The sequence below is a fragment of the Nocardioides antri genome (genome assembly GCF_008373765.1).
In the GTDB taxonomy this organism is placed as follows: domain Bacteria; phylum Actinomycetota; class Actinomycetes; order Propionibacteriales; family Nocardioidaceae; genus Nocardioides; species Nocardioides antri.
On the sequence record NZ_VUJW01000003.1, the window covers coordinates 354,862 to 381,032 of the forward strand.

General features: G+C 71.5%; 26 protein-coding genes and 1 tRNA gene. 7 read left to right on the forward strand and 20 right to left on the reverse strand.

Going from position 1 to position 26,171, the window contains the following annotated elements:
- Positions 1-34: 34 nt before the first annotated feature.
- The 5 genes from F0U47_RS07895 to F0U47_RS07915 all read right to left on the reverse strand — a co-directional run bounded on the left by F0U47_RS07895 (position 35) and on the right by F0U47_RS07915 (position 5,489).
- A complete protein-coding gene (locus F0U47_RS07895; protein WP_149749757.1) occupies positions 35-1,786 on the reverse strand; it encodes a diguanylate cyclase domain-containing protein in 1,752 nt (583 codons plus the stop codon).
- Positions 1,787-1,923: 137 nt separating this feature from the next.
- The gene (locus F0U47_RS07900) at positions 1,924-2,709 is read right to left on the reverse strand and encodes an ABC transporter permease (RefSeq protein ID WP_149749758.1); all 786 of its coding nucleotides are present in this window, start codon (positions 2,707-2,709) and stop codon (positions 1,924-1,926) included.
- A 10-nt stretch (positions 2,710-2,719) separates the two neighbouring features.
- Positions 2,720-3,337, reverse strand: coding sequence for an ABC transporter permease (locus F0U47_RS07905; RefSeq protein WP_149749759.1), 618 nt, complete (start codon positions 3,335-3,337; stop codon positions 2,720-2,722).
- Between the two features lie 153 nt (positions 3,338-3,490).
- Positions 3,491-4,459, reverse strand: coding sequence for an ABC transporter ATP-binding protein (locus F0U47_RS07910; RefSeq protein WP_149749760.1), 969 nt, complete (start codon positions 4,457-4,459; stop codon positions 3,491-3,493).
- A 49-nt stretch (positions 4,460-4,508) separates the two neighbouring features.
- Positions 4,509-5,489 (reverse strand): ribose-phosphate diphosphokinase, encoded by a 981-nt coding sequence (locus F0U47_RS07915; protein WP_281290965.1) that lies wholly within the window; start codon positions 5,487-5,489, stop codon positions 4,509-4,511.
- Between the two features lie 211 nt (positions 5,490-5,700).
- Between F0U47_RS07915 and F0U47_RS07920 the strand changes: the two genes are divergently transcribed.
- On the forward strand, positions 5,701-6,201 hold the full coding sequence (locus F0U47_RS07920) for an LppU/SCO3897 family protein (RefSeq protein ID WP_149749762.1): 501 nt from the start codon (positions 5,701-5,703) through the stop codon (positions 6,199-6,201).
- Here the strand turns inward: F0U47_RS07920 and glmU are convergent.
- From glmU to F0U47_RS07940, 4 genes are all read right to left on the reverse strand, one after another.
- A complete protein-coding gene (glmU, locus tag F0U47_RS07925; RefSeq protein ID WP_149749763.1) occupies positions 6,198-7,655 on the reverse strand; it encodes a bifunctional UDP-N-acetylglucosamine diphosphorylase/glucosamine-1-phosphate N-acetyltransferase GlmU in 1,458 nt (485 codons plus the stop codon). The two genes, F0U47_RS07920 and glmU, sit on opposite strands and share 4 nt — an antisense overlap.
- A gap of 54 nt (positions 7,656-7,709) precedes the next feature.
- Positions 7,710-7,952, reverse strand: coding sequence for a heavy-metal-associated domain-containing protein (locus F0U47_RS07930; RefSeq protein ID WP_149749764.1), 243 nt, complete (start codon positions 7,950-7,952; stop codon positions 7,710-7,712).
- Positions 7,953-8,097: 145 nt separating this feature from the next.
- Complete coding sequence (gene wrbA / locus F0U47_RS07935) at positions 8,098-8,736, reverse strand: NAD(P)H:quinone oxidoreductase (protein ID WP_149749765.1); 639 nt, start codon at positions 8,734-8,736, stop codon at positions 8,098-8,100.
- Positions 8,737-8,915: 179 nt separating this feature from the next.
- Entirely contained in the window at positions 8,916-9,440 is a 525-nt protein-coding gene (locus tag F0U47_RS07940) for a carboxymuconolactone decarboxylase family protein (RefSeq protein ID WP_149749766.1), read from the reverse strand.
- 169 nt (positions 9,441-9,609) lie between these two features.
- On the opposite strand from F0U47_RS07940, the gene F0U47_RS07945 reads away from it, so the two are divergent.
- Entirely contained in the window at positions 9,610-12,882 is a 3,273-nt protein-coding gene (locus F0U47_RS07945) for an AfsR/SARP family transcriptional regulator (RefSeq protein WP_149749767.1), read from the forward strand.
- Between the two features lie 28 nt (positions 12,883-12,910).
- Here F0U47_RS07945 and F0U47_RS07950 read toward each other — a convergent pair whose 3' ends face one another.
- Together F0U47_RS07950 and F0U47_RS07955 are read right to left on the reverse strand one after the other, a co-directional pair.
- The gene (locus tag F0U47_RS07950) at positions 12,911-13,282 is read right to left on the reverse strand and encodes a hypothetical protein (RefSeq protein ID WP_149749768.1); all 372 of its coding nucleotides are present in this window, start codon (positions 13,280-13,282) and stop codon (positions 12,911-12,913) included.
- A gap of 76 nt (positions 13,283-13,358) precedes the next feature.
- Positions 13,359-13,751, reverse strand: coding sequence for a hypothetical protein (locus F0U47_RS07955; RefSeq protein WP_149749769.1), 393 nt, complete (start codon positions 13,749-13,751; stop codon positions 13,359-13,361).
- 121 nt (positions 13,752-13,872) lie between these two features.
- Here F0U47_RS07955 and F0U47_RS07960 point away from each other — a divergent pair, with 121 nt between their 5' ends.
- Positions 13,873-14,271 (forward strand): hypothetical protein, encoded by a 399-nt coding sequence (locus F0U47_RS07960; protein WP_149749770.1) that lies wholly within the window; start codon positions 13,873-13,875, stop codon positions 14,269-14,271.
- Between the two features lies 1 nt (position 14,272).
- Here the strand turns inward: F0U47_RS07960 and F0U47_RS07965 are convergent, their stop codons facing one another.
- Together F0U47_RS07965 and F0U47_RS07970 are read right to left on the reverse strand one after the other, a co-directional pair.
- Positions 14,273-14,713: an SRPBCC family protein gene (locus F0U47_RS07965; protein ID WP_223162693.1), complete on the reverse strand. Its 441-nt coding sequence runs from the start codon at positions 14,711-14,713 to the stop codon at positions 14,273-14,275.
- 33 nt (positions 14,714-14,746) lie between these two features.
- Positions 14,747-14,825 (reverse strand) — tRNA-Gln (locus F0U47_RS07970).
- Between the two features lie 79 nt (positions 14,826-14,904).
- Between F0U47_RS07970 and F0U47_RS07975 the strand changes: the two genes are divergently transcribed.
- Complete coding sequence (locus F0U47_RS07975; RefSeq protein WP_149749771.1) at positions 14,905-15,564, forward strand: hypothetical protein; 660 nt, start codon at positions 14,905-14,907, stop codon at positions 15,562-15,564.
- A gap of 9 nt (positions 15,565-15,573) precedes the next feature.
- On the opposite strand, the gene F0U47_RS07980 is transcribed toward F0U47_RS07975, so the two are convergent.
- The 4 genes from F0U47_RS07980 to cysS are packed head-to-tail and all read right to left on the reverse strand — an operon-like array spanning position 15,574 to position 20,638.
- The gene (locus F0U47_RS07980; protein ID WP_149749772.1) at positions 15,574-16,722 is read right to left on the reverse strand and encodes an acyl-CoA dehydrogenase family protein; all 1,149 of its coding nucleotides are present in this window, start codon (positions 16,720-16,722) and stop codon (positions 15,574-15,576) included.
- 16 nt (positions 16,723-16,738) lie between these two features.
- Positions 16,739-18,232, reverse strand: coding sequence for a metallophosphoesterase family protein (locus F0U47_RS07985; RefSeq protein WP_149749773.1), 1,494 nt, complete (start codon positions 18,230-18,232; stop codon positions 16,739-16,741).
- Between the two features lie 22 nt (positions 18,233-18,254).
- Positions 18,255-19,235 (reverse strand): 23S rRNA (guanosine(2251)-2'-O)-methyltransferase RlmB, encoded by a 981-nt coding sequence (gene rlmB / locus F0U47_RS07990; RefSeq protein WP_149749774.1) that lies wholly within the window; start codon positions 19,233-19,235, stop codon positions 18,255-18,257.
- Entirely contained in the window at positions 19,235-20,638 is a 1,404-nt protein-coding gene (gene cysS, locus F0U47_RS07995) for a cysteine--tRNA ligase (protein ID WP_149749775.1), read from the reverse strand. Before cysS ends, rlmB begins: the two co-directional genes overlap by 1 nt.
- A 92-nt stretch (positions 20,639-20,730) precedes the next feature.
- On the opposite strand from cysS, the gene F0U47_RS08000 reads away from it, so the two are divergent.
- Positions 20,731-21,987 carry a C39 family peptidase gene (locus F0U47_RS08000; protein WP_149749776.1) on the forward strand — a complete coding sequence of 419 codons (1,257 nt, stop codon included), beginning with the start codon at positions 20,731-20,733 and terminating at the stop codon, positions 21,985-21,987.
- A gap of 4 nt (positions 21,988-21,991) precedes the next feature.
- Here F0U47_RS08000 and F0U47_RS08005 read toward each other — a convergent pair whose 3' ends face one another.
- Both F0U47_RS08005 and F0U47_RS08010 read right to left on the reverse strand, forming a co-directional pair.
- Entirely contained in the window at positions 21,992-22,759 is a 768-nt protein-coding gene (locus F0U47_RS08005; RefSeq protein ID WP_246159520.1) for an SDR family NAD(P)-dependent oxidoreductase, read from the reverse strand.
- Complete coding sequence (locus F0U47_RS08010; RefSeq protein WP_149749777.1) at positions 22,726-24,270, reverse strand: molybdopterin-dependent oxidoreductase; 1,545 nt, start codon at positions 24,268-24,270, stop codon at positions 22,726-22,728. The genes F0U47_RS08005 and F0U47_RS08010 overlap by 34 nt, the downstream gene beginning before the upstream one ends.
- Positions 24,271-24,301: 31 nt before the next feature.
- Between F0U47_RS08010 and ispF the strand changes: the two genes are divergently transcribed.
- Together ispF and F0U47_RS08020 are read left to right on the forward strand one after the other, a co-directional pair.
- A complete protein-coding gene (gene ispF, locus F0U47_RS08015; protein WP_246159521.1) occupies positions 24,302-24,829 on the forward strand; it encodes a 2-C-methyl-D-erythritol 2,4-cyclodiphosphate synthase in 528 nt (175 codons plus the stop codon).
- The gene (locus F0U47_RS08020) at positions 24,826-25,752 is read left to right on the forward strand and encodes an alpha/beta fold hydrolase (protein WP_149749778.1); all 927 of its coding nucleotides are present in this window, start codon (positions 24,826-24,828) and stop codon (positions 25,750-25,752) included. Before ispF ends, F0U47_RS08020 begins: the two co-directional genes overlap by 4 nt.
- Here F0U47_RS08020 and nirD read toward each other — a convergent pair.
- Positions 25,749-26,111: a nitrite reductase small subunit NirD gene (gene nirD / locus F0U47_RS08025; protein ID WP_149749779.1), complete on the reverse strand. Its 363-nt coding sequence runs from the start codon at positions 26,109-26,111 to the stop codon at positions 25,749-25,751. The genes F0U47_RS08020 and nirD overlap by 4 nt on opposite strands.
- Positions 26,112-26,171: the final 60 nt, after the last annotated feature.

Here is a 26,171-nt window from a genome sequence, read left to right on the forward strand (position 1 = left end):
CGGCCACGGGCAGCTGTGCTTCCGGCGGGCGGGGTCACGGTCCACTGCCCGGAACCGGCTCGCTGGCGTCGTGAGTCTCGATGCGACCGCGGCCCATCTGCTTGGCGCGGTACAGCGCCTGGTCGGCCCGGCGGAGGATCATGTCTGCGGTGTCGCCGGTCTCGCTCATGGCGAGTCCCCCGCTGAGGCCGATCATGAGGGCCTCGCCACCCGCACCCGTCTCGACCGGCTGGCGGAGTCCTGCCAGCACGCGGTCGAGCACGACCTGAGCCACGGACGCCGACTCCACCCCCGTGAGCATGATGACGAACTCATCTCCACCGATTCTCGCGACCGTGTCACCGGGACGCACGGCGGCCTGAAGGCGTGCGGCCACCTCGGCCAGAACGGCGTCACCTGCATCGTGTCCGTAGGCGTCGTTGATCTGCTTGAAGTTGTCGATGTCGCAGAAGCAGAGTGCGATGGAAACGGGCTGACTGGAGTCGTCGAGCGCGTGCGTGAGCCGGTCCATGAGCAGGCTGCGGTTCGCGAGGCCGGTGAGCGGGTCGTAGTGGGCTCGATACTCGAGCTGCGCGCGGGCTGCATGGAACTCCGTGATGTCCTCGATCTGGCTGACGAAGTACGCCGGCTGGCCGTTGTCGTCGCGCACGACGCTGACGGCCAGACGACCGATGAGGGGAGTCCCGTCGCGGCGGATGTACCGCTTCTCCAGCTCGTAGTGATCGTTGGTCCCAGCGGTCAGCTCGCCGAGCATGGCCAGGTCGACCTCGATGTCCTCCGGATGAGTCACCTGCTCGAACGTCATCGTGGTCAGCTCGCCGTCGGTGTAGCCGAGCATGTCGCACAGCCGCTTGTTGGGTTCGACGAACCGATGGTCGAGACTGACGATCGTCATGCCGATCGGCGCGTTCTCGACCGTCAGGCGCAGACGATGGTCCGCTGCCGCCGTCTCCCGACGCGCCCGAGCACGCGCGCTCAAGGCCGCGCCGGCCGTGAGCATGCCGGCCAGACCCAAGGCGGCGAGGCCGATCAGTAGCGCCCACTCACCCTTTTCGCCTTCGGCCACCGGCGCGAGCACGGTGTCCTCGGGCGCATCCAGCACATAGGTCCAAGGCGTCCCGGGGATCGGCGCAGTAGCGATCAGGCGGCCATCCACCGGATCCCCGGGTTCGACGGACTGGTCGGCGTGCCCCGACGCCGAGCCCTCTCCCGCAGCGACGATCACCGCCCCGGTGGAGTCCAGGACGTAGCCGCGGGTGCCCGGGATCGGCTGGCGTTCGAGAAATGGCTTGAGGGGACTGTCCTCGAGGCTGAACCCGGCTGAGAAGACACCCACCCGCGACCGCGTGACGGGCAGGGCGAAGGCAACGATCGATTCGCCCTCCACGGCGGAGGGGACCACGTCGGAGACGGTGCGACGACCGGCGAGGGCCCCCGCCAGATGGGGATACCGTCCTGCCAGATCTTGACCGACCAGATCCGGAGCCGCAGGTGCCAGGGCCAGAGCCCGCCCTTGCCGGTCCAGGAGGACGGCCGCGGAAAAGCCCATCAGACTCAGCGTGCGCTCGAACTCCCCTGGGCGGGACAGGTCCGACACCAGCCGGGGAACCAGCCTCTCTTCGGTCTCGAAGACCTCCTCGACGTAGGAGCCGACAAAACTGGCCCCTGTGTCCGCCCGGCTCTCGAAGCGCTCGACCAGACGCTCGCGCTCCTGAGCCTGCCCTCGGGCCATGACGGCAGTGGCTGCAACCACGCAGACCAGCCAGATGACTGTCAGGAATCCCACCCTCCTCGATGGCCTCACACTCACGACGATAGGTGCCAGGTGCCAGGTGGCGACAGGGCACCACGATTGCCGCGCTCGACCGGTGGCGGACCGCTGTTCTCGTGAGGTCTGGGGCCCTGCCTCGACGAGGAGCAGGTCTACACGCGCTCCAGGGTCGCGTGCCGACGGCTCTGCTGCTCGAGCCAGCTCAGCAGCAGCAGCCCGAGCGCGGCGTACAGCGCTCCGACTCCGACCTCCCGGACGACCAGACCGCCGACGTCGCTGATCGCCGCACCGTCGGCGACCCGCCGCGCGGCCTCGATCGCGTGGGTCAGCGGAAGCCAGGGCGAGACGGTGGCCATCCAGCCCGGGAGGTCGTCGACCGCGACGCTGACCCCCGAGAACACCAGCAGCAGGCAGAAGAGGACGTTGCCGAGGACCGCGCCCTCACGGACCCGCAGCGCCACGGCCCCCATCGCGAGGCCGAGTCCGGTGCAGGACGCCGAGGCGACGGCGATGACCAGCAGCAGCGCCGGCCAGGAGCCGCCCGGGATGTGCACGTCGAGCACCAGCAGCCCGAACAGGACACCCACCATCGCGACCGCCCAGCCGTTGACGATGACGGGCAGGGCGCGTCCCAGGAACAACGGGATTCGGGCCGCGGGCGTCGTGAGCACCACGCTGAGGGTGCGGCCCTCGCGCTCCCCCTCGATGGTCGCGCTCATGGCGAACAGGCACGGGATCGCCGCGTAGTTGAGGGCGTTGCCCATGACGTAGAACTCGTCGTTTCCGACGCCGGCGCTGCGGCCGATGTAGGCGAACAGCAGGATCTGGCAGATCGGCGACACGATCAGGGACGGCACCAGGATCCACGGGCTGAGCCAGTTGAACATGGCGCGGTAGCTCATCAGCCCGCCGACGACGAGGATCCGCAGCGTGGTCATCGCGCGGTCCTCACGTCAGTGCCAGCGTGGCGTGGCGACGGGCGCTGTCGACCAGCTGCCGCCCGAGGAACGACGCGAGGACGGCGTACGCCGAACCGATGAGCAGGCAGAGCAGGAGGTCGCGCCACGGGCTGCCGCCGTCCGCCGACTCGCGCACCGCCTCCATCGCCCAGGTCGTCGGGATCGACCACGACAGCGGGTGCAGCCAGTCGGGCAGGGTGGCGACGGGGATGACGAACCCGCACAGCAACCAGCCGGGATACTCGAGCGAGGCGCCGAGCGACCACGAGGAGCGGTACCGGACAGCCGTGACAGCGAGGAAGAACCCGAACTGGGCGAGGGTGAGGGCGGCGGCCAGGACGCTCGTCACGAACAGCGGCCAGCTCTCGATGCGGAGCTCGAGCCCGAAGACCCAGCGCTCCCAGAGGATGGTGGCGATCACGGTGTAGAGGCCGATCGTCGACAGCGCCAGGGTCGTCGGCACGAGCACCCGGCCCATCGACGTCGGCGCCGCGACGACGAGCTCCAGGGTGCCTGCCCAGCGCTCCCGGGTCAGCAGCGACGAGGCGATCACGCCCTGGCAGGTCCACATCCCCATGACCGCCGCCCCCAGCCCGGCGAACTGCATCGCCTCGGGGGTGGTCCTGCAGGCGGTAGATCAGCAGCGTCGCGGTCGCGAACATCAGCGGGAAGAACACCGCCAGCGCGCCGTCGAACCACGACGTCGAGATCACCTTCAGCTGGAGCCAGTAGCACACGGCCTGCTGGCGCAGCAGCTGCCTCACGCCCGGCTCACCAGCTCGACGTACGCGTCCTCGAGGGTCGGCTCGCGGGTGTCCACCCGGCCGACCCGGACCCCGTCCAGCCGGGCCAGCGCGGCCTGGGTCACCTGGGCGTCGGTCTCGCAGTGGAGGATCAGCACCTGCATCTGGCCTCGCTCCTCGACGGCGACCGACTGCACGCCGGCGACCGCGGAGAGGGCCTCGACGGCGGGCTCCCCGACGCCGTACGTCTCGATCTCGACCACGCTGCCGACGGAGACGAGACGCTTGAGGTGCTGAGGCGTCCCCTCGGCGACGATCTCGCCGGCCCGGATCACCGCGATCCTGTCGCACAGCTCGTCGGCCTCGAACATGTAGTGCGTGGTGAGCAGCACCGTCTTGCCGACGTCGATGAGCGAGGCGATCGTCGCCCGGAGCTCGCGTGCGCCGACCGGGTCGATGCCGATCGACGGCTCGTCCAGGAAGAGCACCTCCGGGTCGTGGAGCAGGCCGCGGGCGATGTGGAGGCGCTGCCGCATCCCGCGGGAGTAGCCCTCGACCCGCTCGCGCTCGCGCCCGGTGAGCCCGACCAGCTCGAGGAGCTCGCCGATCCGTGCCTTCTGCTCGCGCGGCGGCACCCCGTAGAGCTCGGAGAAGTAGCGGAGGTTGTCGAGGGCGGACAGTCGCTCGTAGAGGCCGCGGTCGCCACCGAAGACGTAGCCGATCCGGCGGCGCACCTCGCGCACGTCGTCGACGACGTCGTGCCCGAGCACCCGTGCCGAGCCGGCGGTCGGCAGGAGCAGGGTGATCAGCATCTTGATCGTCGTCGTCTTGCCCGCGCCGTTGGGGCCGAGCAGGCCGAAGAGCTCGCCACGCTGGATGTCGAAGCTCACCCCGCGGACCGCCTCGACCTCCTTGGCGGTACGGCGCAGCACCCCCGTGCGGGTGCGGAAGGTACGGCGCAGGTCCCGAGCCTCGACGGCAGTCACCCGGCCGAGGCTAGGTGATCAGCTCGGCCGGGCGCCGCTCATTTGTGCCTCAGGCGTGGCCGTCGAACATCGAGGTCACCGAGCCGTCCTCGAAGACCTCGCGGATCGCACGGGCGACCATCGGGGCGATCGAGAGCGTGGTGAGCTTGTCGAACTGCTTCTCGGGCCCGACCGGGAGGGTGTTGGTCACGACGATCTCGACCGCGCTGCAGTTCTTGAGCCGGTCGACCGCGGGCTCGGACAGGATCGCGTGGGTGGCGGCGATGACGACGCCGGCGGCCCCCTCGGCGACGAGCGCCTCGGCCGCCTGCACGATCGTGCCGCCGGTGTCGATCATGTCGTCGGTGAGGACGCAGATCCGGCCCTTGACGTCACCGACGACCCGGTTGGCCATCGTCTCGTTCGGGCGGTCGGTGCGCCGGGTCTTGTGGATGAAGGCCAGCGGTACGCCGCCGAGCCGGGCGGACCAGCGCTCGGCGACCTTGATCCGGCCGGCGTCCGGGGAGACGACGGCGAGCGGCTGCCCGCCGTACTTCGACTTGATGTGGTCGGTGAGGATCGGCAGCGCCATCAGGTGGTCGACCGGGCCGTTGAAGAACCCCTGCAGCTGGTCGGCGTGCAGGTCGACGGTGATTATCCGGTCGGCGCCGGCGGTCTTGAGCAGGTCCGCGATCAGCCGGGCGGAGATCGGCTCGCGGCCGCGGTGCTTCTTGTCCTGGCGGCTGTAGCCCCAGAACGGCATGACCACGGTGATCCGCTTGGCGGACGCGCGCTTGAGCGCGTCGACCATGATCAGCTGCTCCATGATCCACTCGTTGATCGGAGCGGTGTGGCTCTGGAGCACGAAGGCGTCGCAGCCGCGGACGCTCTCCTCGAACCGGACGTAGATCTCGCCGTTCGCGAACTCGTAGGCCTGGGTCGGCACGAGCGAGATCCCGAGGATCTCGGCGACCTCCTCGGAGAGCTCCGGGTGTGCCCGACCACTGAAGACCATCAGGTTCTTCTCGGTGGTCCGCTGGATTCCAGCCACTAAGGCTCCTTTGGTCGCCGCCGGCAGGCACCACTGATTCTGCCCCGTCCCGGAGGCCAGCCCCAAGTCGACGCGTGTTTTGGGACTGTTCATGTCCGACGTACGACGCGCGGGCCCTGTTGGCACCCCGTCCGAGGGTGGCCTAGGTTGACGCCTTATCCGACGGGGGCCGTTCGGACGCTCCCCTGGCGTCCTTCGAAGGGAGCCTCACGTGGCAACCAGTCTTGGTGGCGGCATGCTCCGCCGGTTCATCGGCATCGGGGTCGCGATCGCGATCGCGCTCGGCTGGTGGGCTTTCGGCAGCTTCCGGGCGAGCTCCGGTGCGCCCGAGGTGGGCGAGTGCGTCACCGTGGGCGGCAGCACGACCGACGCGGAGGTCGAGGAGGCCGAGTGCGGCGGTGACGACGTCCTCTACAAGGTGGTGGCCGACGACGGTGCGTGCGACGTCATCGAGGTCAACTACACGGTGTCGGTCAGCGGCAAGGACGCCGTCGACCTGTGCCTGGAGTGGGAGGTCGAGCCCGGCGACTGCGTGAAGGTCGGGACCGACAAGGACGACAAGGTCGACTGCGCGTCGGCCAAGGGGGACACCGACGTGGTCAAGGTGGTCTCCGTGGAGGACGGCGCCTCCCGCACGTGCGCGAAGAAGAACCAGCTGGCCCGGGCGAACAAGACCCGTGACCAGCTGATCTGCGTCGTGCCCAACGTCTAGCGGTCGTCCCCCTCGGCGGTGGCGGCCGTGGCGGCCTCGGCTGCCGCGGCCTGCGCGGTCCCCGCACGCTTCCGCTGCGCCCAGCCCTCGAGGTTGCGCTGCTGTCCCATGCTGACGGCGAGCGCGCCCGGCGGCACGTCCTTGCGGACGACGGTGCCCGCGCCGGTGGCCGCCCCGTCGCCGATCGTGACCGGCGCGACGAAGGTGTTGTTGGACGCCGTGCGGGCGTGCTTCCCGACCTTCGTGCGGTGCTTGTCGACCCCGTCGTAGTTGGCGAAGATCGTGCCGGCGCCGATGTTGGTGCCCTCGCCGATCTCGGCGTCACCGACGTACGACAGGTGCGGGACCTTCGCGCCGTCGCCGATCTGGGCGTTCTTCGTCTCGACGAACGCGCCGATCTTGCCGCCGGCCCCGAGGGTGGTGCCGGGCCGGAGGTAGGAGAACGGGCCCACGTTGGCGCCGGCGCCGATCACCGCCTGCTGCCCGTGCGTGCGTACGACGCGCGCCCCCTCGCCGACCTCGCAGTCCTCCAGCGTGGTGTCCGGCCCGATCACCGCGTCCTCGGCGACGACGGTCGTTCCGAGCAGCTGGGTCCCCGGCAGGAGCGTGACGTCGGCCGCGAGCACGACGTCGGCGTCGATCCAGGTGGTCTCGGGGTCCAGCACCGTCACCCCGTCCTTCATCCAGCGGGTGACGATCCGGCGGTTCAGCTCGCGACCCAGCACCGCGAGCTGGGCGCGGTCGTTGGCGCCCTCGGTCTGCCACACGTCGTCGACCGGGAAGGCGGTCACGGTGAGGCCGGAGTCGCGCGCGATCTGGACGGTGTCGGTCAGGTAGTACTCACCCTTGGCGTTGTCGTTGCCGACCCGGCCGATGGCGTCGACCAGGAAACCCGCGTCGAAGGCGAGGATGCCGGAGTTGATCTCGCGGATCTGCCGCTGCTCGTCGGTCGCGTCCTTCTCCTCGACGATCGCGAGCACGTCGCCCTCGCTGTCGCGGACGATGCGGCCGTAGCCCCTCGGCTCCTCGACGACGCCGGACAGGATGCTGACCGCCGCCTGCGCGGCCTCGTGCTCGGCGGCGAACCAGCGCAGCGTCGCGCCCTCGAGGAGCGGGGTGTCGCCGTACGCGATCAGCACGGTGCCGCCGTCGATCGCCCGGCCCTCCTCGGCCAGGGCGTCCAGCGCCACCCGGACGGCGTGGCCGGTGCCGAGCTGCTCCTCCTGCACCGCCAGCACCGCGTCGGGAAGCGACTCGAGGATGTGGGGCCCGACCTGCTCGCGCTGGTGGCCCACGACCGCACACACCCGGGTAGGCCCGAGCCCGCCGACCGCGCCGAGGACGTGGCCGATCATGCTGCGCCCTCCGATCCGGTGAAGCACCTTCATCGTCTTGGACTTCATCCGGGTGCCGCCACCGGCGGCGAGGACGATCACGGTCAGCTGGTCGGCCATGGCCCGAGCCTACGGCCCGCCGACGCCGACGGACTCGCTGAGGACGGGGAGTGCCTACTCGGTGAGGACCTCGACGTCGAAGTCGAGATCGGCCAGAGCCGCCTTCACCTCGCGGCCGGTCATGGTCCCGTAGAGATCGACCGTGCACGTGTCCGCGTCGGCCATGAGGATGCGGACCCCGGACACGTCACGGAGCCGTCCCGTGACGAGGCGGACACAGCTACGGCAGCCCATGCCGGCGACGTGCACCGAGAGGTGCCGCGGGGAGCACTGCTGAGGTCCCGAGAAGCCTTCCATGCACCCGAGCCTGCCGACGCAGGCTTTCCAGGACCTGTCTGCCGGCTGCCCCTGCCCGGGACGCCACCCGCCGCACTCCTGGCACCGGAGGACGGCAGAGGGCACGGAGGAGTCTCCGTGCCCTCTGGTGACGTCCACGAGCGGGTCAGGCGACGTCGCGAAGACCCTGCGTCGCGGTCGCGACCGAGACCACCCTCGACCCGAGGTGGACCGCCGAGCCCAGCGTGGTCTCGCTGGGAGCGCCCCCGCCGGCCATGTGGCTGGCGCCGTACGGGTTCCCGTGAGCGAACTGCACCTCGGCGGTGTAGCCCGGGGGAACGATGTAGCCGCCCCAGTGGTAGAAGGTGTTGTTCAGCGCCAGGACGGTCGCCTCGACGCCTCCGTGGGCAGTGGCGGTCGAGGTGAACGAGGCGTAGACCTTGTTGGCCAGCAGCCCCTTCTGCCACAGACCACCAGTGGTGTCGATGAACTGCTTGAGCTGGGAGCTCGGCAGGCCGAACCGGGTCGGCGAGCCAAGAATCACCGCGTCGGCCCACAGCAGGTCGTCGTGGGTGGCCACGGCCACGTGGGCGGTGTCCCGGACGTGGGCTGCCCACGCCTCGTTGCTGTTGATCGCCTCGTCGGGGGCCAGCTCCGGGACGCGACGCACCCGGACCTCGGCGCCGGCCTTCTCCGCTCCCTCGGCGACGGCGTTGGCCACGGCGTGCGTGCCGCCCGTGGAGCTGTAGTAGATGACGGCGACGCGGGTGTCGCGCTGACGGGCGGTCGAGTTGTAGAAGCTCATGATGGTTGTCTCCTGCTTGCGAATGTGAACGGAGTCCTGCACGCCGACTCCTTCGTCGGACTACCGAGGAGCGTCGTCCGCCTGGCTGTCGAGCCCCTGATGTCGCGCTGTTCGGCTCGACCCGCGCTCGACAGCGCGTGAACAGGTGCGCCGGCACGCCGGAGCGGCGAGGGCAAGACTCAGGACTGACGTCGGGCGACGCCCACGCCGGTGGCGAGGTTGAAAGCGCCGGTCAGGACGTTCAGGGCCACGAGGCCGACGATGTCGGCGATGTCGCGCTCGGAGTAGCCCAGCTTGATCAGCTGGTCGACGTCGTCGTCGCTGATGCTCCAGGGCGCGGTGTAGATCTGCAGGCCGAAGCGGATGGCCTCGGCAGCGGCGGGGTCTTGCGACGTCCCGAGCCGCGCCGCGAGGATCTCCTCGTCGGACACCCCGGCGGCTGCTGCCGCGGTGGTGTGGAAGCCGAGGCACATCTCGCAGCCCTGGCGTTGCTGGATGGCGAGCGAGACCCGCTCGCTGACTGCGCGGCTCAACCTCGAGCGTCTCATCGCCTTGCTCAGGCCGAGGTAGCCCTCCAGCACCGCTGGAGAGTGCGCCATGGTGCTCACCATCGCTCCCGGCTCGCCGTGTCGTCGGGTCAGCTCGGTGAGGATGTCCTGGGACCGTCCGGAGGCGGTGTCGGGGGTCAGCGGCTCGAAGGTCATGGTCGTTCGCTCTCTCTTCTGTGGCTGGACGAGAAGGCGACGCTAGGCAGGGCACCTGTCCGCGCTCTGTCAACGACCTGTTCGCACCGACGCGCACGAGACCCGTCCGTCAGGGCAGCACAAGTACGGAAACGCTCTCGCCCGCGGATCGTCCGGGCTACCTTGAAGCGTGAGCGAGAAGTCCTCGGCACCGTCGCCGTGCGCCCTCGACTTCCGCCTGCTGGGACCCTTCGAGGTCGTCGCGGCGGACGGTGCAGTGGTCTCGGTCGGCCGGGCCGAACGCAGCCTGCTCGCGCTCCTCCTGCTCAACCCCGGGAAGGTCCTGCCGTCCTCCCGCATCATCCACCTCCTGTGGGAGGAGGAGCAGATCCCCAGGGACCCGGCGAACGCCCTGCAGACCCGCGTGTCCAAGGTACGGCGCACGCTCGCCCAGCTCCCCGGTGATGCTCCCCGGCTCACGACCACCCCGGGGGGCTACCGGCTCGACGTACCCCGGGCCGCTGTCGACGTGCACCGCTTCAGCGACCTCGTCGCCGAGGCGCGTCATCGGGTCGTGGAGTCACCGGCCGAGGCCGAGCACGCTCTCGAGCAGGCGCTGGGGCTGTGGCGGGGCCCTGCCTTCAGCGGCCTGGAGAACGCGCCCTGGACGGAGCCGGAGGCGCGGCGGCTCGACGACCTGCGCGTCAGCGCCGCCGAGGAACGGCTGAGCCTCGCCATCGCGGCCGGCCGGGCGCGGGAGGTCATCGACCCGATCCGGAGCCTCGTCGACGACCAGCCGACGCACGAAGGCCTGACCGCGCTCCTGATGCGCGCGCTGTACCTGTCCGGGCGGCAGGCCGACGCGCTCGACGCGTACCACCGCCTCCGCCAGGTCCTCGACGACGAGCTCGGCCTCGAACCGTCGGCGCACCTTCGCGTCCTCGAGTCGCAGATCCTGCGTCAGGACCCAGCCCTCGGCGAGCCGCAGGGCGCCCACAGCCAGCTCCCCGTCGCCGCCAGCACGCCACGCCAGGCACCGGCACCCGGCCGGTCGGACCCAGGGACTTCCGCGCGGGTGCGGGCACCCCGGGGCACCTCCCTCCCCCACCGGCTCAACTCGTTCGTCGGCCGCGATGCCGACCTGGCGGTCGTCGCCGACCTCCTCGACCGGTTCCGCCTGGTCAGCCTGGTCGGCCCGGGCGGGGCGGGCAAGACGTCGCTGGGGGTCGAGGCGGCCCGTAGCGTCCAGGCCCGGTTTCCCGATGGCATCCGCCTCGTCCAGCTCGCCGGCGTCACCGACGCCGCGTTCCTCCCGCAGGCGTTCGCCGACGGGCTGGGGGTGCCCGCCGAGGGAGCCGGCGAGTCGCGCGGCTCCCTGGACTCGGTCCTCGACTACGTCGAGGACAAGAGGATGCTGCTGGTGGTCGACAACTGCGAGCACCTGAGCGAACCGGCAGCCACGGTCGTCGAGCAGGTTCTGCAGCGGTCCGTCGACGCCAAGGTCCTCACCACCAGCCGGGAGGCGCTCGCGATCTCCGGCGAGGTGCAGTTCCGGGTGCAGCCGCTGGACCTGCCGGAGAAGGACGACCAGCCGAGCCGCATCCGCGACTTCGGCGCCACCCAGCTGTTCCTCGACCGGATGGCGGCCGTCCAGCCCACGCTCACCCCGACCGAGGACGACGAGCGGACGATCACCGCCATCTGCCGGGCACTCGACGGCATGCCACTCGCGATCGAGCTCGCCGCCGCACGGACGACGTCCTTGAGCCTGAACGAGATCGCCACGAGGTTGACCGACCGCTTCGCCTTGCTCACCCAGGGTCCCCGCACCGCGGAGGAACGACAGCGGACCCTCAAGGCGACGGTGGACTGGAGCTTCGAGCTGCTCACCGCGACCGAGCGCAGCCTGCTGCGTCGGTTGTCGGTGTTCCGCGGTGGCTGGCCCCTGCAGGGAGCCGAGCAGGTCGTCTCCGGGGACGGCATCGAGCGCGACTCGGTGCTGGACGCGCTGCACAGGCTCGTGCAGCGCTCGCTGGTCGTCCCCGTGCCGGGCGACCACACGCGGTTCCTGCTGCTGGAGACGGTGCAAGCCTATGCCGCGGAGAAGCTCAGGGAGGCAGGAGAGCACGACACCTACGCGCGGCGGCACGCGGAATGGGTCACCGACCTCGCCGAGGAGTCCGAGCTCCGACTGCGCGGCCGCGAGCAGCGTGAGTGGCTGGCCCTGATGGGCCGGGAGACCGACAACATCAGGGCCGCCCTGCAGTGGGCGCTCGACGCCGCCGGCACCGAGCCCGACCTCGCGCTGCGGCTCGGCGGCTCGCTCGGCTGGTTCTTCCACCTCGGCCGTCACGTCGAGGGCCGCGAGGTCCTGCGACGGGTCATCGAGGTCAGCGGCGGCACCGCCCACGCGCGGGCGCGCGCGCTCCAGGCGCAGTCCATCGTGGAACGACCGCGCGCCTGTCTCGTCCATCCCTCGCCGAGGTGCGCGACCGCCGCCGCGGAGAGCCTCGAGCTCTTCGACGGCGACGCGTACCGAGCAGCGCTCTCCAGGTGCCTGCTGGCGGTCGAGGGCGTGGCCTCGATGCCGACCGAGCGGGCGCTCGAGCTGCTGGGCGAGGCGTCAGCGGAGTTCGAACGGCGGGACGACCGCTGGGGCCACGCATTGGTGGCGTTCGTCAGGCTGACCATCGAGATCAAGCACGGTCGCCCCGAGGGCGCTCGTCACCACGGCACGGTCGCGACTGAGCTGTTCCGCGAGCTCGACGACGGGTGGGGGCTGTCGGCGGCTCTCTTCCACCTCGGCCTCGGACTGCGCCAGTTCGGCCTCTACGAGGAGGCCATCGAGACCTTCCAGGAGGCCATCGACATCGCAGCGCCGCTCGGCCTCCACAGCACCGTGCAGTGGGCCCTGTCGGCCGCCGGAATCGCGGCGGTCGCGCAGGACCAGCTCCCCAGGGCGAGCGAGTTCTTCCGGTCGGCCGCCCGCGTGCGCAGCGAGGTCGGAGACGGTGCCGGCGACGTGCACGCCGCTCTCGGGCGGGGCCTGGTGGCCCGCGCCCGGGGCGAGTTCGACGACGCGTTCGAGCACTACCGGGTTGCTGTCCACGGCTACCGACGGCTCGGCACTCCCGTACCGGTGGCGTCGGCCCTGGGCGGAGTCGCTCGGTGCCTCCTCGAGCAGCAGCGCCCCGACGAGGCCGAGGCAGTCATCGACGAGGTGCACGAGATCGCCACCCGCCTCGACGACTCCCTGGTCCACGCCTGGGCACACGAGGCGCGCGCGCACCTTGCCGTGGCACGCGGCGATCACCCAGGGGCCTGGGCGGCGCTCGACGAGGCGGACCGGTTGCGGGCGGCGGCGTACGTCCAGCGTCTCGGCTTCGAGGCCAGGGAGGTGGCCCAGCTGCGCGACCGCATCGCGGCGCGGGTGGTGAGCGCGCCTGCTGCGGGCCGTGACTAGCTGCGGCGCTCGCCGCACCCGCGTGCCGTCATTCCGCGTCACCTGCCGCGTCGGCGAACCGCAGAAGCTCCGCGAACCAGTCCGGCTGCTCGAGCAGCCGGTGGAACTCGATCAGGTCGTCGACGCACAGCGGCCGGGCGGCCGGACGCTGCTCCGGCCTCGCCGGCGGCCAGGCCGCATGACCGACACCGTCCAGATGGCCACCGAGCGCCTCGAGCGCCGCGAACTCGCGCCGACCCACGGCCACGGCGGACCAGTCGCTGCAGGTCTCGCACGCCCACATCGCCCAGCCGGCCAGCGAGGCGTCGTCGACGAACTTGTCGGCGACGAGGACCATCTCGTCGGCCGGCAGGACGGCGGTGGTCTCGCACACGGGGCAGATGGCGGATACCTCGTTCATGGTGTTCCCCTTTCGATGGCTCACCGTGGCCCCAGCCGCTGTCGGGTGACTGTCCAGGACCTGTCCCCCGGACGGGTCAGGAAACCGCCGCAGCGTCCAGGTCCACCCGCGAGCTCGGGTGCTCGCCGGCGCGAACCGCGGCTTCGAGTCGCTCGGTCAGCTCGACGAGAAGTCGACGTACCCGGCGCCGGGCCAAGCCACCCGCTCCCGCCAGGGAAGGCTGGAAGGCACCGTCCACGAACACCTCGGTCGAGCCTGGCGCACCCGGGAACAGCTGGACGGAGACCACGTTCCTGCGAACAGGGGCGCCACTCAGCAGCCGGAACGACAGGTACGTCGGCGGCTGTCCTCCCAGCACCTCGGTCACTCCCGCGGTCAGTCCTGTGTCGTACGCCGACATGTCCCTGAGCGCCTGCCACACCACCGGGACCGGCGCCGAGAGCTTGCTCCTGATGAAGATGCCGTCCATGCGCACCACGTTGGGCCGTCGCCCTGTCCCGGGGCTGTCCGTCACCTGTTTCGCTCGCCTGCACGAAACCTGCACAAGTCGTCCACCCCTCCCGCCCCGCCGCGGGCATACCGTCGGGAGCATGACCGCTGTGACCCACGAGAAGCCCCTGTTCGGCGACCGCGCTGCCTACCGGCTCGCCGCCGTGGCGGGCGTCGGCACCGCCCTGTTCCTCGTCTACCTGATCGCCGCCGTGGGCGTGATGGCCGAGTCCGGCTACCGCGGCGACCTCGCGTACGCCGGCGTGCTGGCCTCCGTCCTCGGCGGGATCCTCGTCTCCCGCCTGCGCGCCCCGGCCCTCGCGCAGACGATGCTCGCCGCCGCCGTCGCGGTGGTGGCCGTCGGCGTTCTCGCGCTCATCGGCGGGGTGCACGAACGACCGGCGACCTCGGTCGCCGAGCTGCTCGGCCTGCACGCGATGTTCGCCGCCGGCTTCGCCGCGTCGGGAGTGCTGTTCCTGCGGTCGGGCCGGACCGCCTGACTCAGCGGCTCTCGATGTTGCGCACGAGCGCCTCGCTCGTCTGCCTGATGGCGACACCGATCAGCGGCTTCACCGCTGCGGCCATCGCCCTGCCGGCCGGGCCTCCCGGCAGGCTGTAGCTGATCCACGCGTCGACCCGGGTCCGGTCGCCGCCGAGGTCGGTGAAGGTCCACCGCTGGGTGTTCCTGATGCCCTTGATCGACGAGATCTCGATCAGCCGGTCCTGCTCCCACCCCGTGCACTGGATCCGGGAGGTGAGCGCGACCCCGATCTTCATGACGCCGTCGTACGTCGCCCCCACGCCGCTCGTGTGCTCGGTGACCGGCTCCATCGTGTGGAGGCCGTACATCCAGTCCTTCGTCGTGGAGTAGTCGTCGACGTACGCGAAGACCTCACTGACCGGCGCGGCGATCTCGACGCTGTGCTCGACGATGCTCGTCACTGGTGCCCCCTGGACTGCCGAACGGTGATCCCGCTCCCCGGGTAGGAGTCGAACCTACGTCGCTAGTCCTGATTCAAAGTCAGGCGGGCCCTGCCGGCAGACCAACCGGGGAATGCGCTCCAAGGTTAGAGGCGACATACCTGACCGGGGAATCCGCCTCGAGTTCCCGGCGGGTTGCTCATACTCCTCGGGTGGGACTCTTCGACAAGGTCAGAGCTGCGGCGGAGAAGGCGTTCGCCGATCCTCTCCCTCCTGCCGAGGACGCGCGGCTGCCGTGGGACGACAGCCAGCCCATGGGGGTGCTGGTCGAGTCCGAGTGGCTCAACCAGGCGACCGGCGACAACCAGGCCCCCGGGCACGATCTGATCGACCGCGCCCGCGGCATTCCCTACCGGTTCGTGCTGGAGGTGTACCGGCCCGGCATCGCGCCGTACCGCCTGGAGCGGCGGGAGCGGATTCCCGCCAAGGTCGAAGGTTCCTACTTCGGCTCCGAGCACCGAGTCCAGAAGGGCGCGCAGGTGCCGTTGACCGTCACCGGCCCCGAGCCCGAGGACGTCGCGATCGACTGGGAGGCCTACCTCGCCCTGCCCGGACGGATGCGACAGACGAAGCGGCTCGAGATCGAGAACCAGTGGGACGCGATCGGCGCCCGGTTCGAGCAGACGACCAAGCCCGCGACCGTCGCGAAGATCCGGGGCAACAGCCAGATGGCGGTGATGTCGTGGGCGCAGGCCGTTCGCGCCGGCCAGCTGTCCCGCGCCGACTTCGAGCGGAACGCCGAGCAGCTGCTGCGGATGGGCCACCTACTCGCAGTCGACTACGAGCGGGCAGTCCTCGTCATCGAGGAGTAGTGCGCGGCGTCAGCGCAGCAGGTCGCGGGCGATGACCATCCGCTGGATCTGGTTGGTGCCTTCGAAGATCTGGGTGACCTTGGCGTCGCGGAACAGCCGCTCGACGGGGTACTCCCGCGTGTAGCCGTTGCCGCCGAGCACCTGGACGGCGTCGGTGGTCACTTTCATCGCGGCGTCGGTGGCGGTGACCTTCGCGACCGACGCCTGCCGCGAGAAGGGCCGGCCGGCGTCCTTGAGCCGCGCGGCGTGGAGGTACGACGCCCGCGACCGCTCCACCTCCGCCGCCATGTCGGCGAGCATGAACTGCAGGCCCTGGTTGTCGCTGATCGGGCTCCCGAGCTGGGTCCGCTCCTTGGAGTACTCCACGGCACACTCCAGCGCTGCCTGGGCGATGCCGGTCGCGACGGCCGCGATGCCGAGCCGGCCCGCGTCGAGGGCGGACAGCGCGACGTGCATCCCGCGGCCCTCCTCGCCGATCAGCTGCTCGGCCGGGACCCGGGCGTGGTCGAAGAGCACCTGCGTGGTGACGTCGCTCGCCAGGCCCATCTTCTTCTCCGGCGCACCGAAGCCCATCCCGGCCGTTCCGTCCGGCACCACGAAGGCGCTCAGACCGTGCTTCGGGTCGGGCGCCGTCCGGGCGAAGAGGATGTAGTAGTCGGCGCACGACCCGTTGGAGATCCACTGCTTCGTGCCGGTCACGACGTACTCGTCGCCGTCGCGGACCGCTGACGTGCGGATGGCGCTCACGTCGGAGCCGGCCTGCGGCTCGGACAGGCAGTAGGCGCCGAGCCAGTCCCCGCTGAGCATCCGCGGCAGCCACTCCTGCTTGAGCGCGTCGGAGCCGTTGGCCTCGACGACCGTCGCCGTCAGGCTGTGGACGCTGGTGCCGACGCCGACGCTCGGCCAGGCCCTGCCGATCTCCTCGACGACCTGGAGGTAGACCTCGTACGGCTGGCCACCGCCGCCGTACTCCACGGGGAACGGGAGGCTGAGCAGCCCGGCGTCGCCGAGCACGCGGTACGCCGCCGCCGGGAACTCCGCGGCCTCCTCGGCCGCCTGCACCTGCGGCGCGAGCTCCTTGGCGGCGATCTCCCGGGTCAGCTCCAGCAGCTCGCGCGCCTCGTCGCTGGGCAGCAGCCGCTCCACACTCGTTCCCACGGGTCCACCCTAGGACTCAGTACCGCAGCTCTTCGTAGGGGTCGACCTCGAAGCGGCCGGTGGTCTCGAGGGTGACCGACTGGATGCCGGCGACCTGCCCGTCGCGGTAGGTGATGAGGGCGAGACCTGCGGCCCGGCGGAGCTTGGTCCCGATCGCGATGGCGTACGCCGCCCCGCCCGCCGTGCCGACGGTGTAGGTGTAGCCGAGGTCGCCGTTGTCACCGGCGACCGGTCGCGGACCGGCCTGGACGTGGGTGTGGCCGCCGACGACCAGGTCGACGCAGCCGCGCGCGAGCGCGTCGTCGCCGAGGTTGGCATCGTGCACGAGGAGCGTGTCGACGCGCTCACCGTCCTCGTCGGCCTGGCATGCGGTGTCGGCGATGCGCGACCGGACCTCGTCGAAGCTCAGCCCGGACTCGTCGCGCCAGTTGCCGAGGCCGCTCGAGCGCGGGTCGTCGGCGCCGAGGATCCGGGTGCCGCCCGGCCCGTCGACCACCTCGTCCTCGAAGTAGGTCCAGCCGAGGTCGCTGAGGTAGGACCGCACGAAGGACCCGTGGTCGTGGTTGCCGGCGACCGCCCACCGGTCGTAGTCGCCGAAGGCCTCGTTGAGCGAGTCGAGCGAGAAGGCCTCCCACTCCTCGCCGGTCGAGGTGTCGTCGCCCGCGTCGAACACGGCCTCGGCGCCGCCCCGCTCGGCGATCGCCAGGGCGACCTGGTCCATGCCGACGTTGTCGTGCCGGTCCGACAGGAGGAGGACGACCGTCTCCCCCTCCCGCGGCTGTCGGAGCGGAAGCTCGGCAGCGGCCTCGGCGGCGTCCGCGTAGAACTCCCGGCCCTGGCCGTAGGAGTCGATCGCGCTCGCCACCAGCCGCTGGACCCCGCCCCCCGCGGGGCCGAGCACCTCGACGTCGTCGAGCTCCTCGGGCAGGTCGACCTCCGGACCGACGAAGTCCGCGAGCGGCGTCCAGCGCTCGGGCTGCCTCCTCTGGTCGCCGCGCCACGGCGTGGTCAGCCCGATCACGACCATCGCGACGACGAGCAGGAACGCCACGCCGCGCCGGGTCGGCAGGTGGTCGACGATCTCGCGCCGGCGGGCCTCGCCGAGCAGCCGCCACACCAGGAGCGGCACGAGGCCCAGCGCCAGCCCCCGCGCGACGGAGTCGATGAGCATCTCCCGCACGGCGTCGCCGACCTTGTCGACCTGCGCGTCGGGGTTGCTGCCGATCGCGGCGTAGCGCGCCGTGAGGTCCTCCAGCGACCGCACGTCGGTCTTGCCGAGCTCGATCTGCACCCCGAACGGCGAGCCCGAGTCGGTCCGCACGTCCGGCAGGACCGGGCCGGTCCGGACCACGACCTCGCCGCTGAAGTCGGCCGTGACCCGTGCCTCGTGGCTCGCCACGTCGACGGTGCGCTCGCTGGTGAGGAAGAAGCCGGCCGCGGCGAGCGAGGACAGGACCAGCCACACGACGACGTACGCCGCCGCCGGAAGCCAGGCGCGAAGCCGGGTCATGCTGTCTGCCTACCGCCTCGGACTACAGCCGCGTGCGGGACTCGGCGATCGCGTAGAGGGCAACCGACGCGGCGACTCCGGCGTTGAGCGACTCCAGGACACCCGCCATCGGGATCGAGACCAGGCGGTCGCAGGTCTCGGCGACGAGGCGGTGCAGGCCGTCGCCCTCCGAGCCGATCACCACGACGAGCGGGCCGCCCGCGAGGTCGGCGTCGGCGACGAGCTCCGGCAGCGTGAGGTCGCCGTCGGCGGCCAGGCCGACGACGAAGCAGCCGGCTTCCTGGTAGGCCTTGAGCTGGCGGGTCATGTTGACCGTCTGCGCGACCGGGATCCGGGCCGCGGCGCCGGCCGACGTCTTCCACGCCGACGCGGTCATCGAGGCCGCCCGCCGCTCCGGGATCACGACGCCGTGGGCGCCGAAGCCGGCCGCACTGCGGACGATCGCGCCCAGGTTGCGCGGGTCGGTGATCGCGTCGAGCGCTACGATCAGCGGCTTCTCCCCCGACTCCGCTGCGGCGTCGAGGAGGTCGTCCGGGTGGGCGTATTCGTAGGCCGGGATCTTCGCCGCCAGGCCCTGGTGGACCGCACCGTCGGTCAGCCGGTCGAGCTCGCCCTTGCTGACCTCGAGCAGGCCGACACCGTGCTCGGCCGCGAGCCGGAACACCTCGCGCAGCCGGCCGTCGCGCTCGGCCCCCTCGGCCACGTAGACCGAGGTCACCGGGACCCGCTCGCGCAGCGCCTCGACGACGGAGTTGCGGCCGGCGATCCACTCCGCGTCGGAGGTACCCCGACGAGAACCGCGGCCGCCACGTGAGCCTCCGGGCTTGCGGGCGGCGGACTCCTTGGCCTGCTTGGCCTTGTGCGCCTTGTGGTAGGGCCGGTCCTCCGCGCGCGGGGTCGGGCCCTTCCCCTCCAGGCCGCGCTTGACCCGACCACCGGATCCGGCGGTCGGCTTCTTGCTCGACTTGCGGATCGCGCCGCGGCGGGCAGAGTTGCCAGGCATCAGTCAATGCTCCATTTCGGGCCGGCAGGGGTGTCCTCCACCTCGATGCCGGCCTCCTTGATCTGGTCGCGGATCGCGTCCGCGCGCGCCCAGTCCTTGGCCTTGCGGGCAGCTGCCCGCTCCGCGAGCAGTCCTGCGACGAGGACGTCGACGGCGGACCTGAGCTTGCCGTCCTGGGCGGACGAGCCGCTTCCCGCCCAGGCAGGGTCGGCCGGGTGGAGGCCGAGGACGTCGAGCATGGCGTCGACCGAGGCGGCGACGGCCGTGGCGTCGTCCCCAGCGGCGAGGAGCCGGTTGCCCTCCCGCACCGCGTCGTAGAGGACGGCGACCGCCGCCGGCGTGCCGAGGTCGTCGTTCATCGCGTCCACGAACGCCTGCGGCAGCTGGCCGTCCGCGGTCTCGTCGGCCCCCGCGCGCTGGAGGAAGCTCTCGATCCGGGCGAAGCCTGCCGCCGCCTCCTCGAGCGCCTCGAACGAGAACTCCACGTGGCTGCGGTAGTGCGCCGCCACCAGGTAGAAGCGGAGGTCGATGCCGCGGTACTTCTCCAGCACGGCCGGGATCGTCAGCGAGTTGCCGAGCGACTTGCTCATCTTCTCGCCGGCGGTGGTGATCCACGCGTTGTGCATCCAGTACGTCGCGAACGGCCGGCCGGCCGCGCGGGATTGTGCCTGCTCGTTCTCGTGGTGCGGGAAGCGGAGGTCGACGCCGCCGCCGTGGATGTCGAACGCCGGGCCGAGGTACTTGCCGGCCATCGCCGAGCACTCGATGTGCCAGCCGGGCCGGCCGGGCCCCCAAGGGCTGGGCCACGCCGCGGTTTCAGGCTCGGTCTCCTTCTTCCACCCCTTCCACAGGGCGAAGTCGCGCGGGTCGCGCTTGCCCCGCGGGTCGGCATCGGCCGCGGGCTCCATGTCGTCGACACCCTGGTGGGTCAGCTCGCCGTACGACGGCCACGACCGGACGTCGAAGTAGACGTCGCCGCTGCCGTCCTCCGCCGGGTAGGCGTGGCCGCGCCCGATGAGCTCGGTGATCAGCTCGACCATCTCTGGGACGTGCCCGGTGGCCGCGGGCTCGTAGGTCGGCGGTGCGACGTTGAGCGCGTCGTAGGCCTTGTCGAGCTCGCGGTGCATCGCGTAGGCAAGGTTGTACCAGGGGCGCCCGTGCTCGGCCGACTTGATCAGGATCTTGTCGTCGATGTCGGTGATGTTGCGGATGAACGTCACGTCGTAGCCGAGGTGGCGCAGCCACCGCTGCAGCACGTCGAAGTTGACCCCGGAGCGGACGTGCCCGACGTGGGGCTCGCTCTGCACGGTCAGGCCACAGACGTAGAGACCCACTTTGCCCTCCTCGAGGGGCACGAAGTCACGGACTTCGCGGGTCGCGGTGTCATAGAGCCTGAACGTCACCGGGCCAGTCTAGGGAGGAGCGGCCCGCGCACCCGCATCGGCAAACGGGCGGTCGTGTGACAGAAGTGACGGGTGTGACCTACCGTCGTTGCATGCGTCAGATCGTCTCCGGGCTCATCCTGCTCCTCGCCGTGACCGGCATGACCGCGTCCACCGCGTCCGCGGAGCCAGACCGCTCGGCGGTCGTGGCAGGTGCGGCCGGCGGTGAACGTCTGATCACGCTGACCCGCTGGGACAGCACCCGGCAGTGGCGACGCGGCGAGCGCGCCGGCACTGCGGTGCGCGACGGGCGGCTGGCGTTCGACCAGCCGGTCGCGACCGCGAGCGTCGGCGGCCGGTCGTACGACGTCGCCCGCTGGACCTCCCCCTGGGTCGAGCCCGGCTACGCGTTCACGGAGCTGATCGCGTCGTGGTCGACCCAGACCCCGAAGGACAGCTGGGTCGAGGTCAAGGTCCGCGGCCGCCACGGCAGCGGCGACCGGACCACCTGGGACACGATCGCGCGCTGGACCTCCGGCGACCGCCACCTGCTGCGGACGACCGGCTCGGGCCAGTCCGACGACGGCACCACCGTCGCGGTCGACACCTGGCGCGCATCGGGGCTGGTCGGCTACCAGGTCCGCCTCTCCCTCGGGCGGCGAGCCGGCGCGTCGTACCAGCCGAGCCTGGACCTGGCCACCGCGATGGCGTCGCGCCTTCCCTCCTCCGCCGGGCCCACCTCCGCGGCCGGCCCGGCGCGCGGGACCGTGCTGCAGGTGCCGCGGTACTCGCAGATGGTCCACAGCGGCCACTACCCGCGCTGGGGCGGCGGCGGTGAGGCGTGGTGCTCGCCGACGTCGACGTCGATGGTGCTCGGCTACTACGACCGGCTGCCCCCGCCGCGCCGCTACCGCTGGGTGCCGGACGGCCACGTCGACCCGTGGGTCGACCACGCCGCGCGGATGACCTACGACCACGCCTACGACGGCACGGGCAACTGGCCCTTCAACACCGCGTACGCCGCACCGTTGGCCGGGAAGGCGTTCGTGACCCGGCTCCGGTCGGTGCGCGAGGCCGAGCGGTTCCTCGCCGCCGGCATCCCGGTGGTCATCTCGCTCGCGTTCGGCCCCGGCCAGCTCGACGGCGCGCCGATCAGCTCGTCGAACGGCCACCTCCTGGTCGTCGTCGGCGTCCGCGACAACGGCAACGTCGTCGTCAACGACCCTGCTGCGGACACGCGGCGGCACGTCCGTCGTACCTATGACCGAGGCCAGCTCGAGCGCCTGTGGCTCGAGGCCTCGGGCGGCCTGGCGTACGTGATCACCGACCCCGCCCATCCCCTCCCCGAGGGACCCGCGACGAACTGGTAGCCCGTCAGGCCGAGTAGCCGCCGTCGACGTCGAGCTTCTGGCCGGAGATGAAGCGGGCCCGCGGGGAGGCGAGGAAGCAGACGGCCTCGGCGATGTCGGTCGCGGAGCCGAACCGCCGGAGCGGGATGTTGCGCCGGGTGATCTCGAGCGCCTCCTCGTCGAGCTCACCCGTGGAGATCAGTCGCTCGGCCATGCCGTCGGTGAGCATGCCGGGGCCGACCGCGTTGACGCGCACGCCGAACCGCCCCTCCTCGACGGCGAGCGCGCGGACCATCGCCTCGACCGCTGCCTTGGGTGCCGACGAGAGCCCGTCGCGCACCGGGAACCGCGCCGTCGCCGCCGTGGTCACCGCGACCAGCGAGCCGGCGGAGGCGCGCAGCGCGGGCAGTGCGGCGTGGGCGACGGCGAAGAACCCCGCCGCGTCGCCGGCGAGCTGGTCGGCCATCGCGTCAGGGTCGACCCGCGACAGGTGCACCATCGGGACGTGCGGGCCGGCGGCGTGCACGACCGTGTGCAGCCCGCGGAGGTCGGCAACCGCCTGGTCGACCACCCGGCCGACCTCGCGGCGGTCGTTCAGGTCGACGGCGTACGACGCCTCACCCACCTGCGACGGCCGGGTCCGGTGCGTCACCGCGACCCGGGCGCCGCGCTCGAGCAGCATCTCCGCGACGCACCGGCCGATGCCTCCGGAGCCACCCACGACCAGGGCCCCTCCGGGGAGTCCCGCGAAGTCCGCCGTCATGCGGAGGCCGAGAACTCGATCGAGTGCCACCCGGTGGAACCGTCCGGCAGCACGTCCCTCTCCACACCGGTCTGCACGTCGTCGTCCTTCCCGATCGCCCGCACCCGCAGCTTGTGGTCCCCCTCGGGGACGTCGATCTCCGCCCGCCACTGCACCCAGGTGTCCGCGTTGGGCACCCGGGCGAGCTCGGCCGCGGTCCAGGCGCCGCCGTCGAGCGACACCTCCACGCCCTCGATGCCGGTGTGCTGCTTCCAGGCGGTGCCGGCGCACACGAGCGTGCCGGCCGGCACGTCGTCACCGTCGTTCGGGACGTCGATCCGCGAGGAGATCTTGACCGGGCCCTCCTCCGACCAGCCCCGCGACGTCCAGTACGCCTCGACGGCGTCGAACGTGGTCACCTCCATGTCGACCACCCACTTGCACGCCGAGACGTAGCCGTAGAGCCCGGGCACGATCGTCCGCACCGGGAAGCCGTGCTCGACCGTGAGCGGCTCGCCGTTCATGTAGACCGCCAGCATCGCGTTGCGGTCGTCGGTGAGCGCGGCCAGCGGCGTGGCGCAGTTCCACCCGTCCTCGGACGTCTGCAGCACGGCGTCGGCGCCCACCTCGGGACCGGCCTCCGCGAGGATGCCGGCCAGCCGGAAACCGCTCCACCAGGCGTTGCCGATCAGGTCGCCGCCGACCTCGTTGGAGACGCAGTTGAGGGTGATCCAGTCCTGGGTGATGCCGCGCGAGACGAGGTCCGCATAGTTGATGACCAGCTCGCGCTCGACCATGCCGTGGATCCGCAGCTCCCAGTCCCGGAGCCGGATCGCCGGCCTGGACAGGATGGTCGTGTCGATCAGGTAGAAGTCCTCGACCGGGGTCTGCCACGGCCGCACGCCTTCCACGTCGACCTTCGTCCCGCGCGGCAGCACGGGCTTGGTGACCCGGTCCACCCGCAGCGTCTCGCGGTCCCGCTCGACCGCGTCGCGCTTGTCGCCGAAGACCTTGCCGAGGACGACCGCCAGCAGCGAGACGCCGCCCACCGCGCCTGCGGCCAGGAAGAAACCACGCCGGTCCTGACCCGGGGGCTCGTCGGCGCTGGGCGACGACCCGTCGGCCAGCTCCCACTTGCGCAGCCAGGCGGCCAGCACGGCCAAGGCGACCAGCCAGGCCAGGAAGCCGACCACGACCGGCGCCAGGTGCCGGGTGATGAAGTCGGGCCTGGTCATCACGGCGACGGCGGCGATGACCCCCAGCGCCGCATAGCCGGCGATGGCGCCCCACCACTGGGTGCGGGCGAGCCGACCGAGAGCGCCGAAGGCGATGACCAGGAAGACGAAGATCCCGATGACGGGGACCGCCTTGTCGGCGGTGCCGAACGTCTCCTTCGCCCACTCGACGAGCCCCGTAGGAGCTAGGTCCCGGATGCTCTCCGCCACCGCGACCACCGGCGAGGACCGCACGCCGAGGACTCCCGCGACCAGATAGCTGACGGCGAGGCCGATCGCGCCGACGACGACGCCGGACAGCCACCACCAACCGCGGGACACCCTCACACCCTGATTGTGACTCAGGCATGATCGGCGCGTGAACCAAGCGCCTCAGCGGGGCTCGATCCGGACCGGCATCGGCACCGATGTGCACCGACTCGTCCCCCGGTCTCCGGACGACCCCCCGCTGTGCCTGGCGGGACTGGCCTGGCCTGACGAGGAGCAGCGGCTGGAGGGCCACTCCGACGCCGACGTCGCCGCCCACGCGGCGTGCGACGCGCTGCTGTCCGCCGCCGGGCTCGGCGACCTCGGCAGCAACTTCGGTACGTCGGACCCGGCCTGGGCAGGCGCGGCCGGGGTCGCCCTCCTCGGCGAGACCGTGCGCAGGGTCCAGGCTGCGGGCTTCGCGGTCGGCAACGTCGCCGTCCAGGTGATCGGCAACCGGCCGCGGCTCGGCCCCCGCCGCGCCGAGGCCGAGTCCGCCCTCTCCGCCGCCGCCGGGGCCCCGGTGTCGGTGTCCGCGACCACGACCGACGGCCTCGGGCTGACCGGCCGCGGAGAAGGTGTCGCGGCGATCGCGACCGCGCTCGTGCACGCCGTACCCCTCGACGAGGCGGGCCGATGACCCACCACACCGTGACCACCGAGGACGGGCTCAACCTGCACGTCACGACCCACGGTCCGGACGACGCCCCGGTGTCGGTGCTGCTGTCGCACTGCTGGACGGCCGACGAGTCCGACTGGCACTACCAGGTGCGCGACCTGCTCTCCCACTACGGCCACCGGATCCGCATCGTCACCTGGGACCACCGCGGGCACGGCCAGTCCGACCCGGCCGTCGAGGCGGACTGCACGATCCCCCACGTGACCCGGGACTTCGGGACCGTGGTCGACGCGGTCGCCCCGAGCGGACCGATCGTCGTCGCGGGCCACTCGGTGGGCGGCATGGCGATCACCGCCATCCCGGAGGAGCGGCCGGACCTCATGCCCCGGATCGCGGGCCTGCTGCTGGTCTCGACCTCCGGCGGCGACCTGCGCACGGTGACGCTCGGCCTGCCCGAGATGGGGCCCTACCTGCGGGACCGGCTGCCCTTCGTCCTCGCCACCCGGGCGCGGCTGCTCAGCCGGACGAAGCGCCAGCGCTTCCCCGTCATCGAGAGGCAGGTCGTCCGCCGCATCCTCCTGGGCCGCCCCCAGCGGCCCCGCGACGTGGGCCACGTCGTCGACCAGCTCATCAACTGCTCGCCGGAGACCATGTCCGGGTTCTTCAAGGACATGATGCTCCACGACCGGGTCGGCAACCTGAGCGCCTTCGACGACGTCCCGACCACCGTCCTCGTCGGCACCCGCGACAAGCTCACCCCGCCCGACCACGCGGCCAAGCTGGTCCAGGGCATCCACGGCGCACGGCTGCTGGTCGCGCCGGACGCGGGCCACTACCTGCCGTTCGAGCGGCCGACCCTGGTCACCGACGAGCTCTGCGTCCTCATCGACGGCGCCCTCAAGGGCGCCGGGCAGACCGCTGCCCAGAACCAGGCGCAGAGCTAGGCCGCGTCGACCTTCCGGTGGCCGATCATGACCACGCCGTCGACGACCTTGACGGCGTAGGCCGGGACCGAGACGTGGGTGTCGTCGAGACAGCGCCCCGAGCGCAGGTCGAAGGCGTGCCTGTGGGCCGGTGAGGCGACGAACGGGACCTCGTCGCGCCGGCCGACGATGCCCTTGGAGATCCCACCGCCGGTCGCCCGGGCGAACGGGTCGTGGTTGCCGAGGGCGTAGACCATGTCGTCGCCGGTCCGGAAGATCGCGATGGCCTGCCCGTGGACCAGCGCGGTGACGCCGCGATCGACCTCGAGCTCGACGATCCGGCACACCGGCTGCCACTCGTCGTCGGACCGCGGAGCCATGACGCGACCGTAGGAGCGACCTGTTTCACATCAGAGGTGTGCTGTGTAACAGGCATGAAA